The sequence below is a fragment of the Chitinophaga varians genome, assembly GCF_014529945.1.
Classification (GTDB): domain Bacteria; phylum Bacteroidota; class Bacteroidia; order Chitinophagales; family Chitinophagaceae; genus Chitinophaga; species Chitinophaga varians.
The window spans coordinates 1-12,361 of sequence record NZ_JACVFB010000010.1; the positions used below are offsets into that span (position 1 = coordinate 1).

The window sequence follows — 12,361 nt, forward strand, 5'->3', positions numbered from 1 at the left end:
GTGGAGAGAGTTTTCGTTTACGATATTCTCAGTGCCTTCAGATTACTTTTGAGACAGCCTCTTGTTATTAGGCTTGCTTGTCTATTGCTAAAACTATCTTTGGTAATGAGCGGCCCAGTTGTTCATATATTTTTCCAGTACCTGTAATGGCATATCACCATATGCCAGCAGCGCATCGTGGAAGTCGCGCAGATTAAAGCGGGCGCCCAGTCGCGCGGCCAGTTTGTCCCGCAGTGCTTTTAATCTGATTTCCCCTGTTTTGTAAGACAATGCCTGTCCCGGCATGGCCATATAACGTTCTACTTCTGCCGTGGCAATCGCCTTGCTAACGGATTCATTGGCCATCATATAATCAATGGCTTCTTCGCGGGCCATTTTACCGGTGTGGATAGCTACGTCGAGCACCAGCCGGATGGCGCGGTGGATCTCGTTGTTGAGCCGCCCCATTTTCTGATACGGATCGGTGTAGCAGCCGAGTTGTTCTCCCAGCGATTCCACATATAGTGCCCACCCTTCAAAGTAGGCGCTGAAAGTCGGCTGCCGGCGGAAGGCGGGAATGTCCTTGTTTTCCTGCTGTAAGGCGATCTGAAAGTGATGTCCCGGTATCCCTTCATGCAGGAAGGTGGCTTCCATGCCGTAAAAGGTAACATTCACCTTTGTGGCATCGGGTACCGGCACGTATAGGATGGCGGCACGTTTTTCAGCGATGTTTCCCTTGATGTAGAAAGGGCCTCCGCTGGCGGCCTCCCGATAGGCTTCCACTCTGCGTACGTCCATTGGCGTTAGTGGCTGATGACCAAATAGCTGTGATATATGCGGCAGCACTTTCTGATAGATGGCCCGATAGGCGTCCAGTACTTCTTCCGGTGTTTTAAAAGGCATCAGGCGGGGATTGGTTTTCAGCGCGGTGAAAAACTCCGGTAAGCTGCCGCTAAAACCTGTCTGCGTTTTTATTTGCTCCATCTCCGCCCGTATCCTGGCCACTTCGGCTAATCCTGTCTGGTATATTTTCTCCGGGGTAAGGTCTGGCGTGGTGGTAAAGGAGTGGACGTAATAGTTGTAGATCCGGTCTCCGCCTGGTACGGCAAAAAGCCCTGCTTTTTCCTGTGCGGCGGGGAGGTATTGGTCTTTCAGATAGGCCGCCAGCTTCGCATAGGCAGGCCGCATTTTAGTGCTAATCACTACCTGGTATAGCGCGGTGATCCTTTGTTTGTCGGCCGCCGTAAAGGATGCCGGGAATTTCGATAAGGGTTTATAAAAGATATTTTTGGTGGTATCTTCTGCTGCCAGCGATTCCATCTGTGGTATCATCAGTTTCACCAGTGCTTTCGGCAATACCACCTTTGCCTGTATGCCTTTGTTGAAGTTGGCGATACAGGTATCTGTCCAGTCCATAAATGCGGTCATCCGTTTGGCCCAGTTTTCATAATCATTCACGGTGTTAAATGGCTGGTCGCCATCGCCGGAGCCAAAGGATGCCAGTTCCAGCGGCGTGGACACAAACTGGTTCATGGGCAGATATTCCAGGTGCAGCGACAGGGCCTCCAGGGCGGATTGCAAGGTATACGTGAGAATATCGCAGGAGATCCTGTCGCCGGGATTCAATGCGGCCTTGTCAAATTTTTTCAGCTCCTGTAGATATTTCCGGTAAAATGCTTCGGTGGCGGCCAGGTAAGGCGCGCTGCCTTCGATGGCGAGGCGGTCGTCGTACTGATGGAAACCGGCGGTGGTGGCTTCAGACGGGAACAGCGGCATCCGCTCTGCATAGTAGCGGTCAAACAACTGTTGCAGCCGTGGGTTGTTTTGCTGTGCGTAGGTAGCTGTGGTACATAACAGGGTGGCCAGTATCAGCAGGCAGGTCATTAATTTTCTCTTCATCATTGTACTTCTTTTATCATCCATATGCTGCAGCCAAAGTGAACGGCGCTGCCCAATGGTGCGGGTAAATATTTAAATCCCATTTTCTCATACAGTGGGATGGCCTGTTCCAGTTCGGGCAGTGTTTCGAGGTATACGTGGCTGTATCCCAGGTCCCTGGCAGATTGCAGGCATTGTGCTATCAGTTGTTTCCCCAGGCCGAGGCCTCTGGCTTCGGGCAACAGGTACAGTTTTACCAGTTCGCAGTGAGCGGGCGGCAGTCCGGGTACCGGGAAGATACCGGCGCCGCCAGCCACGCTGCCGTTTACTTCTACAATCCAGTAGGCGGCATTGGGGATGGCGAAAGCGCTGTATAGTTCATAAAGATTTTTATCGAAATAGGCGGTGCCGGGTTTGTTGGCCCTGAATTCCTCCAACACCTGGCGTATGATGGTGCCCAGCTGCTGATTGTCGTCCGGTTGCAGTGGCCTGATTTTACTCGTCGTTGTCATGCCACAAAACTAAGCAGCCGGTTACTGCTAAAATTGTACGGGATTAACCTTTTGTGGCAGTTAGATTTTTCTGTACTGGTTGGGGAGCATACCGGTAATACGCCGGAAGGTTTTGGTGAAATGGGCCTGATCGGTAAACCCGCACTCATAGGCGATGCCGGTGAGCGACACCTGTTCTTTTTTTATCAGGGAGATGGCCCGTTCGACTTTTATTTTCCGGAGATATTCTCCTGCGGAGCATCCGAAATAGCGGGAGAAGTAACGGGAGATGGTGACCGGGTGGAGGTCCAGCTGCTCCGCCAGAAACGGTAATGATAGTGGCGTGTCCCAGTGATCATGCATAATATCCCTTATTTTCTCCGTCCACTCGGGGTAACAGTGGAAATCCTGCTGGCAGGGCGCAATGAGGTCAACGCAGAGCTGGTCCACCGCCAGGGCCGCCGCCGCATCATGGAGATAATGTTCTTTCATGATCCGGACAAGGCCGTTGGTATTGAGCTGAAACTTATCGCCAAACATCAGGGACGGCGGCGGGCACGATAAACCATAGGTCTTAAAGAAATCTTCGGTCAGTTCCATATTAAAAATACGGGTGCCCGGGAGATAATCCACGTTCTGGTGCGCCACACCGGGATAGTAATAAAGTCCGGCGCCGGCATACTGCCGGTCGGTGCCGCCTTTCCTCACTTCTCTGCTGCCGCCTTCCAGTATGTGGGAGAAGTGGGGGTTTACGTGGAAATGCCAGTCAGACGCCATATTGGGCACAAAAGAGGTTTCGCTGGTGATGACGGCGCCGAAAGCGCGCTCTTTCACCTTCGTGCCCACGTAAGTACCCTCTGCAAGCTGAACCGGAACAGAACCTGACATATCCACTGATTGAACCTTAAAAGTAAAGAAGTTATCAGAGAATGCAAACCATCCGACCGGCCGGAATCCCCGAATGCAGTAGCAGTGCATTTGAAATGGTTAAATTGTCAAGGTAAGTTACCCGGTCCCGGACGATTTTGAGCATATATGAAACCCACGATGACATCACCCCGCATTTATTCATCATAATTGTAAATTCCATGAAAACAAAACGTTTATTATTCCACGTTAGCGTGCTTGTACTGGCCGCATTAACTTCCTGTAAGAAAGACGTAAAAGACAAAGAGGCCCTGCCACCTGCCGGCAGTAAAACGGCCGTTACGGAGGCCTATCAGCTGATCTGGTCCGATGAGTTTAACGGCAGCAGTGTTGATGGCAGCAAATGGCAGTTTGAAACAGGGCCCAATACCAGTAATAACGAAAAACAATATTACCAGGCAGCCAACGCTACGGTCAGCAATGGCAATCTGGTGATAACAGCCCGGAAACAATCCGTGAACGGATGGCCGTACACATCGGCCCGGCTCAATACCGCGGGGCGTTTTACCACCACCTACGGACGTATAGAAGCGCGTATTAAGCTCGCCTCCGGGCAGGGGCTGTGGCCGGCATTCTGGATGCTGGGCAATAATATCGGTTCAGTAGGCTGGCCCCAATGCGGCGAAATCGATATTATGGAACAGGTAAACACCAGCAACACCATTTACGGCACCATGCACTGGTTCTCCGGTGGGCACGCTTCCTACGGCGGCACTACCACCACTTCCTTTACCGATTATCACGTATATGCGGTAGAGTGGGACCAGGGCGCCATCCGCTGGTACGTTGACGGTGTGAAGTTCCATGAGGGCAATATTCTCAATAACATCAACAATACAGGCGCTTTTCACAATCCATTTTTTATCATCCTTAATCTCGCTGTCGGCGGTGATTTCCCCGGACAAACTATCGATGAGAGCAAGTTGCCGGCCAGCATGTATGTCGACTATGTGCGGGTATACGCCATGACCAACAGCGGCGGCAGTGCGCCGATTGGCTCCACCATTTCCATGAAAGGGGTTAACAATGCTTATGTCAGCGGGGAAAACGGTACACAGGCCATGAACTGTAACCGCGCAACTGCCCAGGCATGGGAACAGTTCGCGGTGGAAGATGCCGGCGGCGGAAAAGTAGCCCTGAAAAGCATGGGGAAATATGTGTCCTCCGAAAACGGTGCGCAGCCTATTACGTGTAACCGTACCAGTGTGGGCGACTGGGAGAAGTTCGACTGGATAGCAAATGCTGATGGCACCTTCTCCCTGCGAGGCAATAATGGGCTGTATGTGTCCAGCGAAAATGGCACACAACCGATGACCTGTAACAGGTCTGCCATATCGGGATGGGAAGCATTCCGCTATTAATTCAGAGACAGGGGTGATGATGACAGTCCGTCAGAAGAAACGGCCGGGCCTTTATCCGGCCGTTTCTTTTTTTAGTCTTGTTAATTCCTGTTATCTTAGCTGTATCTGTTTGTTATCACACATTAAAGTATTGTTACCATTCTTATCCAGCTGAAAAAGTTTATCAGGAATCGCTAATTTCATTTTATGAGCAAAAATACTTTATTAGAGAACCTAACCACCAAGACCACCGGCATTTTATATTACAGCGAATCGGAGAACCCACTGACCATCGAGTCGTGGGGCAGGGTCCCGGTAGCTGAAATAACCGGTAAGATCGCCACCCGCCATCAGGTTGAACCCAACGTAGTAAAGACCATCAGTCCAACAGATTTTTTCAACGAAGTAGAGAGCGCACCAGATCCAAACGACGCACCCATTGTAGAAAACGCACAAAGATTCAAAGTCCTGCATCAGTTTCTGAAAGAACATTTTACCGGCATACAGGTTGTCCGGGTGGAAGATGGCACCAGTATTCCGGTGTACATCGTTTGCCATCAACCGGATGATACCTGCGTAGCGCTGGTGACCACAGCGATAGAATCGTAAGCCAATTTCCACATATTACAGAACCCTTAAAAAACCTGAATTATGAAACAATTCATCAGGCATTGTATGCTCATTTGCCTGGGCGGTTTGTTGTTGACTGCCTGTAAAAAGGAAGCTGACCTTCAGCCCCTGGACATTGAGAAATCACGTACCGCTGTTACAGAATCCGTCGTTATCCTTAATGAAGACTTTGAATCGGGTACTAAAACAGCTTATGCCCTCGGCAACGTAACGCTGAGCAGCGGCTCCTGGTCTATGGACGATGCCTTGATCGGCAACCTCGCTGGCGACCTGAAAAACGGTGCTAAATCTGTCCGTATCAGAAACACCGGTAGCATCACCACTAATTTTAGCAGCACCAGTACCGCCGGTAGTGTAACCGTGACCGTTAAACACGGTACCTATGGCTCCGATGCCAACAGCAACTGGCAGCTGTGGACATCTGCCGACAACGGGCAGACCTGGACACAACAGGGTAATACCATCACTACTTCCGGCAGCCTGCAAACGGCCACGTTCACCTTCCAGTCAACCGGCAACCTGCGCATCTCCATCCGTAAAACTTCCGGCAGCACTAACAGGATCAATATCGACGATGTGAACATCACAGCCGGCAGCACCGGCGGTGGTGGCGGCACCGATCCCGGTGACGACAACAACCTGCTGTTGGGCAACCCCAGCAATGCACTCGCTGATGTGTCAGTAGTGAACAACTACCTGATGGTAAAATCTTACTATACTTTATCCTATAGCCGCGACCGTGGTACCCCTAACTGGGTGAGCTGGCATATCCAGTCGGCCGACCTTGGCAGCATTTCCCGCACCAACGACTTCCGCGCCGACACCGACCTGCCCGCAGGCTGGTATCAGGTGCAGAACAGCAGCTATTCCGGTTCCGGATTTGATCGTGGCCACAACTGCCCTTCAGCCGACAGAACAGCTACCGCTGACGCTAACTCCGCTACTTTCCTGATGACCAACATGATGCCACAGGCGCCGAACAATAACCAGAAAACCTGGGCTAACCTGGAAAACTATACCCGTGATCTCGTGAAGGCCGGCAACGAAGTATTCGTTATCTGCGGTTCTTACGGCCAGGGCGGTACCGGTTCACTGGGTGGCGTAACCACTACCATCGACAACGGTCATGTGACCGTTCCCGCCAACATCTGGAAAGTAGTGGTAGTCATCCCTGATGGCAGCAACGACCTGAACAGAATCAACGGCAATACCCGCGTGATTGCCATCAACACGCCTAACCGCAACGATATCAATACCGACTGGACCCAGTATAAAACAACGGTGCGCGACATCGAAAGCGCCACCGGCTACAACCTGCTGTCAAACCTGCGCCCATCGCTGCAAGACAGCCTGGAAACCCGGATCGATCCGTGAGGAAATAACAATAGTAACACATTGGATAAGGGGCCGTCTTGATGGCCCCTTATCTTTTAGGGCTCCTTTTAACACTCATAAAAATAAATCGTATCTTATCTTTAAAATTCGCCTGCGTTGAAAATTACCCTTGATCATTTGCCCCCCGATAAAATCAGACAGTTGGCCCGGATGGTACAAAGCGTTATTGATGCTATTGCCGTTGAAAAAATTATACTGCTGGACCCCTGTAGCATCAGTGGCTGGCTTGATGTGCAGGTAGTGCAACAAGATGTGATGTTGATCGTTACCGGGGCAAACGGTGAAAACAAATCTGAATACAGGCTGAATAATGATATTAAATACAGCTGTCAGTTTGATACACCTGTAACAACCATTATCCACAGCATCGAATTTGTAAATGCCCGGTTGAAAGAGGCCAACCCTTTTTTCTCTTCTATGGTGCGGGAAGGGACCTGTCTCTTCGATGCCGGCATTATTCCGCTGGTAGAAGTAATAGAATTAGGAGAAGAAGAAAAGACCGCTTTAGAGAAGAAAATTGCAGTGGAATATGAATATTGGTCTGCCACGGCCGGGAAATTGCTGAACACCGCCGATCAGTACCTGGAGGAAAATGATATGTACCTGGCGCTGTTAATGCTCTACCAGGGAGTGATACATATTTACAATGGTGTATTATTTTGGTATTGGGGAACAATCCCCCGCGAGCAGCATATAAGTACTTTAAGGAAAATCTGTGAGGTCTTTTCCGCTGATCTGGCTGCGGTTTTTAGTACTGACCATAGCCCGGATAACTATCCGGTCCTCCTTATTAACAGGGGTATCGATATTAGCTATTATGACTACTATCGGCTTAGCCATAACCTAAGTACGGCAGAGTTGCGGATGCTCCGGGAAAAGGCCGGTCTGTTACAGGATATTGCCCGGAGCATATGTCGTAGAAGATGATCAGGTTGGTCTGGTATTGAACGTACAGTTATTTCGCAAATTTCTTAGTCCCCGCCACACAAAGGATAACGCCCACCGTAACGGCCAGCATGCCGATGCTGACAGCTTCGTGTAGCAGGGTGGCGGCCAGCGCCAGTCCGAAAAACGGCTGTAACAGCTGCAGTTGCCCTACCGTGGCGGTACCGCCTTGCGCCAGTCCACGGTACCAGAAGATAAAACCGATGAACATACTGAACAAGGAGACATAGGCCAGGCTCACCCAGGTATCTCCGTGTATCCCCTCAAAAGATGACGGCATATATATAAACGCCAGCGGCAACATCACCGGCAATGCCAGCACCAGCGCCCAGGAGATCACCTGCCAGCCGCCTAATATGCGGGTCAGTTTAGCGCCTTCCGCATAACCCAGTCCACAAACGATGATCGCTGCCACCATGAGCAAATCACCTATAGGCGACGCCGTTAGTCCCTGTGATACCGCATAGCCCATTACCAGCAGGCTGCCGGCCACAGAGAAAACCCAGAACACCGGCCGCGGACGTTCACCGCCGCGGATAATGCCAAAGATGGCCGTAGAAAGAGGCAGCAGCCCCAAAAAAACAATAGAGTGGGCGGAAGTAATATACTGTAGTGCCATGGCTGTCAACAGCGGAAACCCCACCACCACGCCCAGGGCGACGATCACCAGTGGAATAATGTGTTCCCGCGATGGCCGTTTTTCCTTAAAAAGCAGCAAGGCCAGCACAGCCAGTATGCCCGCATTGGAGGCGCGGGCCACCGTCAGAAAAACAGGATTTAACTCCAGTACCGCTACTCTCGTAGCCGGCAACGATCCGCTGAACAATACCACGCCGATAAAACCATTGAGCCAGCCTCCCTGGCTACCTTCCTTTGAAATACCCATATGAATTCGATACTGGTTTACAATTTGATACTGCAAAATTAGCGGTCAGGCGCAGATGCTGACGGTACCAGTTTTGTGTTTTTGTACGGGCACAGTTGGAACCGGTATTTTTATCATAAAATGCTTTACTTTGATACTGTAATGATAACACATCCCGTAACACCTGCTCATGAAAAAAATTATCCTGATAAGTATTTTACTCTATAACGGATGGGCAACCGCCCAAACGATCAAGTCCACCGGCGGCAGCACCCGGTTTACCGTCAACAGCGACGGTGTCATCAAAAGCAGCGGCTACAGCATCGTGGGCCGTGTTAAAAGCGATGGCACGGTGGAAGCGGCCAGCTACAAGATCATCGGTTATGTCCGGGGAGAACGCATCGAAGACAGCAACCATTCTACCGTGGGCTATGTAAAAAAAGACGGCACCGTGAAAGACTATAACCATAGCACTATCGGTTACATTAAGGACAATGGCGATGTACAGAACTGGAGCCACAGCAGCCTGGGGTCTGCTTCCGGCGTTAAAAAGGAATGGGCGGCGTTGATTTTCTTCTTCTTTGATTTCTGATCAGCTGGTGTGAATTAGTTGGCCTCTTCGGAGCTGCCCGTGGCTATGCCCAGCGCCAGCGGAATAAGCAGCAGTCCCTGAAAAATATTGAACATAACGAGCCGGGGATGGATGCCAAACAGCATATCTGATGCATCCTTGTATTGATCGAGCAGGTAGTACGCCAGCAGCAATGCTACAAAGATCAGCCCCATTGTGAAGTACCTGAACTTCACGCCATAACATTTGTCGAATACCAGTGTCATAACAACGGCCACAAAGCAGGAATTTACCACCGCATACAAAGCGGTAGCATCAGCTATTAAGCTAACCAGCGGGAAGATAATAAAGGTTCCTACCGCGAACACGAGCATGGTGGCTACCAGTGTGGTCACTAATGCCTTTAGTTGTTTTCTGCCCATGCCCACATAGATGGATACCGGAAAAAGGACCAGAAATCCAAGGCCGGTCAGGAAAACCAGGACAGCGCCAGGGTCTGGCATAGCCCTGCAGACAAACGTCCAGAGTACGGTCAATATCAAAAAGAATACAAGGGTTTTAATAAACGCGGCGGTGTGGAACGAGATGTTATTCATAGGTATCGGTAGAAAAATATTCTCAATGTATATATTTCCGTTGAAAAATTTTCGGGTAAATATTATTCATGGCCGGGATTGTCTAATTCACTCCTGTTTTAGTCCACTCCGCCGATGTCGTCATTGATGTAGCCCGTTGCCTGCTGTTATTTTGGGTTCAGTAATCAATTAAACCCAATAAAATAACAGACATCATGAAGAACAAAAACATCTCCCTGAAAAACAAGATAACAACCGGATTATTGTTATTGGCCACCACCACGGCCTTTGCACAAAGTTCCTCCAATATAACGTCAACGGCTATCCGTCCTTATCATGTGGCGATCGCTGAGCAACAGGTGAAAGATCTCCGTCAACGGATCAGCACTACCAGGTGGCCGGAGAAAGAAACGGTGGCGGACCAGTCGCAGGGTATACAACTGGACCAGCTCCGGACCCTCGTTAAATACTGGGGAAACGGCTACGACTGGCACAAGGCAGAAAGTAAGTTAAATGCCCTGCCGCAGTTCATCACCAGGATCGACGGCCTGGACATCCACTTCATACACGTTCGTTCCAAACACAAGAACGCGATGCCGCTGATCATCACCCACGGCTGGCCGGGCTCCGTGTTCGAAGCACTGAAAGCCATTGAGCCGCTGACCAACCCCACCAAATACGGCGGTAAAGCAGAAGATGCCTTTGATGTGGTCATCCCATCGATGCCGGGGTAGGGTTTCTCCGAAAGACCCAAAACTACCGGCTGGGGACCTGAAAAAATTGGCGCTGCCTGGGACGTGCTGATGAAACGACTGGGCTATCAGCATTACGTAGCGCAGGGCGGCGATTGGGGCGCTGTGATTGCAGATGCCATGGGAAGGCAGGCGCCGGAAGGATTGCTGGGCATTCACGTGAATATGCCCGCAACGGTACCTGCTGACGTAGCCAAAGTGCTGAAAGAAGGAGGAGCGGCGCCCGCTGGTTTGTCCGCTAAAGAAAAAGCAGCTTTTGAGTCACTGCATAAACTCTATACCAAAGGTGGCGGTTATGCCGGTATGATGGTCACCCGTCCGCAAACACTGGGCTATGGCCTGGCAGATTCACCGGTAGGCCTCGCCGCTTTCTTCCTGGATAAGATGAACGAATGGACTTACAGCGGCGGAAATGCCCAGAAGTCACTGACAAAAGATGAAATACTGGATGATATCACCTTGTACTGGCTGACCAACACCGCTGTTTCCGGAGCGCAGCTGTACTGGGAAAACAACAACAATAACTTCAATGCCGTAGAACAAAAAACGGCTGATATCAAAGTACCGGTGGCCATTACGGTATTCCCCGGTGAGATTTATCAGGCGCCGAAAACCTGGGCAGAGCGCGCCTATCCGAAGCTTACCTATTTCAATGAGGTGAATAAAGGCGGTCACTTCGCCTCATGGGAAGAGCCGCAACTGTATGCAGAAGAACTGCGGGCGGCGTTTAAATCGCTTCGTTAATAAACAAATCAATCTCAAAAAAGCAGGTGCCGTTAGTATCATTAACGGCACCTGTTCGTTATATATGTAACAACAAAAATCCACCCAGACTGCCCAGTAGTACCACATACACGGTGCTCAGCTTTTTCCATATCAGCGTGATCGCAAGGCAGGTGGCCAGTATCACGGCGCTGCGCCAGTGCTCTGTGGACGAAATCAACAGGTGTATCCCTACTACTGCAATGATGGAGATGGAAGCGGCGCTAAGGCCGTCCAGAAATACCCGGAGCCGGTCGCTTTTGCGGGCGGACGATAATAGTTTGTGCAGAAAGAAAGAGAGGAAGAAAGAGGGTAGGAATATGCCGATGGTGGCCAGCACACCGCCTGAAAGGCCATGGATCAGGTACCCTGCGAAGGTGGCGCTGGAGAGGATAGGGCCGGGGGTTATCTGTCCTACGGCGATGGCGTCCATCAGCTGTTGCCGCGTGAGCCAATGATTTTTCCGGACCAGCGACTCGTCCATGTAGGCAAACAAAACATATCCGCTGCCATATAATACTGCGCCGATTTTCAGGAAGATGGAAAACAGTTTTAAACTGGAAAAGGCACTGGCGCCTGGTGTAGCCGGTACCACCAACCAGCCGCTCCGGGAGGCGATTGTATGGCGCATCCGGTGAGCGATGTAATTCAATGCGCCGGCGCCTATAATCAGTAGCACTTCATTCAAACCATACCAGGAGCCTGCAAAAACCAGCAGGCAGAGGATAATCAGTGTAGTGTTACGTTTCAGGGTGGTGGCAGACAACCGGAAGACGGTGGCGATGACCAGCGCGGTGGTGGCAGGACGAAGGCCGTAAATGAAACCCTGCACATCAGGTAAGGCACTGTATTTTTGATAGAAGTATCCAAACAACAGGCAGATCACCATGGCCGGAAAGATGTAACATACGCCGGCTACGATGAGGCCCAGCCGGCCTGCCCGCTCTTTGCCGCAATGCATGATCACTTCCACGGCGTTAGGACCCGGTATAATGTAGGAGGTGCTGAGCACGTCCATGAAATGCTGGTGATCGATCCATTTGCGCTTTACCACCATTTCGTTTTCGATGGTGGCCACCATCCCGGCGATGCCGCCAAAACCAATACAGCCTAATTTGAAGGTGGAGAAAGCCACTTCTTTCAGTCGTTGGATTATCGGGTCTTCCTGGTGTTCCATTACACGATCAGTTTGATGGGAGGTATTTGTAAATATAACCATTACACGCCTGCCATCAAACTGATGTGTGGGAA

Annotated in this window: 13 protein-coding genes; 7 read left to right on the forward strand and 6 right to left on the reverse strand. The window is 50.7% G+C overall.

The genetic code is table 11. From position 1 onward, the window contains the following. Positions 1–93: 93 nt before the first annotated feature. Genes ICL55_RS34025 through ICL55_RS34035 form a run of 3 tightly spaced genes read right to left on the reverse strand, consistent with a single transcriptional unit; the run spans position 94 to position 3,236 of the window. On the reverse strand, positions 94–1,878 hold the full coding sequence (locus tag ICL55_RS34025) for a DUF885 domain-containing protein (protein ID WP_223151688.1): 1,785 nt from the start codon (positions 1,876–1,878) through the stop codon (positions 94–96). Then, positions 1,878–2,369: a GNAT family N-acetyltransferase gene (locus ICL55_RS34030; RefSeq protein ID WP_188106354.1), complete on the reverse strand. Its 492-nt coding sequence runs from the start codon at positions 2,367–2,369 to the stop codon at positions 1,878–1,880. Before ICL55_RS34030 ends, ICL55_RS34025 begins: the two co-directional genes overlap by 1 nt. A gap of 60 nt (positions 2,370–2,429) precedes the next feature. Then, positions 2,430–3,236, reverse strand: a complete 807-nt coding sequence (locus ICL55_RS34035; protein WP_188106356.1) for a helix-turn-helix domain-containing protein — start codon at positions 3,234–3,236, stop codon at positions 2,430–2,432. 137 nt (positions 3,237–3,373) lie between these two features. On the opposite strand from ICL55_RS34035, the gene ICL55_RS34040 reads away from it, so the two are divergent. The 4 genes from ICL55_RS34040 to ICL55_RS34055 all read left to right on the forward strand — a co-directional run bounded on the left by ICL55_RS34040 (position 3,374) and on the right by ICL55_RS34055 (position 7,567). Further along, a complete protein-coding gene (locus ICL55_RS34040) occupies positions 3,374–4,636 on the forward strand; it encodes a family 16 glycosylhydrolase (protein ID WP_484484288.1) in 1,263 nt (420 codons plus the stop codon). 186 nt (positions 4,637–4,822) lie between these two features. Beyond that, positions 4,823–5,224: a nuclease A inhibitor family protein gene (locus ICL55_RS34045; protein ID WP_188106360.1), complete on the forward strand. Its 402-nt coding sequence runs from the start codon at positions 4,823–4,825 to the stop codon at positions 5,222–5,224. 42 nt (positions 5,225–5,266) lie between these two features. Beyond that, positions 5,267–6,619 (forward strand): DNA/RNA non-specific endonuclease, encoded by a 1,353-nt coding sequence (locus ICL55_RS34050; RefSeq protein WP_188106363.1) that lies wholly within the window; start codon positions 5,267–5,269, stop codon positions 6,617–6,619. Positions 6,620–6,736: 117 nt separating this feature from the next. Further along, positions 6,737–7,567 (forward strand): hypothetical protein, encoded by an 831-nt coding sequence (locus tag ICL55_RS34055; protein WP_188106365.1) that lies wholly within the window; start codon positions 6,737–6,739, stop codon positions 7,565–7,567. 28 nt (positions 7,568–7,595) lie between these two features. Here the strand turns inward: ICL55_RS34055 and ICL55_RS34060 are convergent, their stop codons facing one another. Then, positions 7,596–8,471, reverse strand: coding sequence for a DMT family transporter (locus ICL55_RS34060; protein WP_188106368.1), 876 nt, complete (start codon positions 8,469–8,471; stop codon positions 7,596–7,598). Positions 8,472–8,640: 169 nt separating this feature from the next. Between ICL55_RS34060 and ICL55_RS34065 the strand changes: the two genes are divergently transcribed. Further along, positions 8,641–9,042 carry a 5-fold beta-flower protein gene (locus tag ICL55_RS34065; RefSeq protein WP_188106370.1) on the forward strand — a complete coding sequence of 134 codons (402 nt, stop codon included), beginning with the start codon at positions 8,641–8,643 and terminating at the stop codon, positions 9,040–9,042. A 14-nt stretch (positions 9,043–9,056) separates the two neighbouring features. Here ICL55_RS34065 and ICL55_RS34070 read toward each other — a convergent pair whose 3' ends face one another. Beyond that, complete coding sequence (locus ICL55_RS34070; RefSeq protein WP_188106371.1) at positions 9,057–9,617, reverse strand: hypothetical protein; 561 nt, start codon at positions 9,615–9,617, stop codon at positions 9,057–9,059. 194 nt (positions 9,618–9,811) lie between these two features. On the opposite strand from ICL55_RS34070, the gene ICL55_RS35350 reads away from it, so the two are divergent. Then, positions 9,812–10,330: an epoxide hydrolase N-terminal domain-containing protein gene (locus ICL55_RS35350; RefSeq protein ID WP_246496847.1), complete on the forward strand. Its 519-nt coding sequence runs from the start codon at positions 9,812–9,814 to the stop codon at positions 10,328–10,330. Between the two features lie 63 nt (positions 10,331–10,393). Next, the gene (locus ICL55_RS35355) at positions 10,394–11,092 is read left to right on the forward strand and encodes a hypothetical protein (protein ID WP_246496849.1); all 699 of its coding nucleotides are present in this window, start codon (positions 10,394–10,396) and stop codon (positions 11,090–11,092) included. A gap of 58 nt (positions 11,093–11,150) precedes the next feature. Here ICL55_RS35355 and chrA read toward each other — a convergent pair whose 3' ends face one another. After that, positions 11,151–12,287: a chromate efflux transporter gene (gene chrA, locus ICL55_RS34080; protein ID WP_188106373.1), complete on the reverse strand. Its 1,137-nt coding sequence runs from the start codon at positions 12,285–12,287 to the stop codon at positions 11,151–11,153. Positions 12,288–12,361: the final 74 nt, after the last annotated feature.

Bases quoted from the DNA above. Each gene is read 5' to 3' on its own strand.
- ICL55_RS34065 (WP_188106370.1), top strand. From the start codon at position 8,641: ATGAAAAAAATTATCCTGATAAGTATTTTACTCTATAACGGATGGGCA.
- ICL55_RS34035 (WP_188106356.1), bottom strand. From the start codon at position 3,236: ATGTCAGGTTCTGTTCCGGTTCAGCTTGCAGAGGGTACTTACGTGGGC.
- ICL55_RS34070 (WP_188106371.1), bottom strand. From the start codon at position 9,617: ATGAATAACATCTCGTTCCACACCGCCGCGTTTATTAAAACCCTTGTA.
- ICL55_RS34050 (WP_188106363.1), top strand. From the start codon at position 5,267: ATGAAACAATTCATCAGGCATTGTATGCTCATTTGCCTGGGCGGTTTG.
- ICL55_RS34060 (WP_188106368.1), bottom strand. From the start codon at position 8,471: ATGGGTATTTCAAAGGAAGGTAGCCAGGGAGGCTGGCTCAATGGTTTT.
- ICL55_RS34025 (WP_223151688.1), bottom strand. From the start codon at position 1,878: ATGAAGAGAAAATTAATGACCTGCCTGCTGATACTGGCCACCCTGTTA.
- ICL55_RS34030 (WP_188106354.1), bottom strand. From the start codon at position 2,369: ATGACAACGACGAGTAAAATCAGGCCACTGCAACCGGACGACAATCAG.
- ICL55_RS34045 (WP_188106360.1), top strand. From the start codon at position 4,823: ATGAGCAAAAATACTTTATTAGAGAACCTAACCACCAAGACCACCGGC.
- ICL55_RS35350 (WP_246496847.1), top strand. From the start codon at position 9,812: ATGAAGAACAAAAACATCTCCCTGAAAAACAAGATAACAACCGGATTA.
- chrA (WP_188106373.1), bottom strand. From the start codon at position 12,287: ATGGAACACCAGGAAGACCCGATAATCCAACGACTGAAAGAAGTGGCT.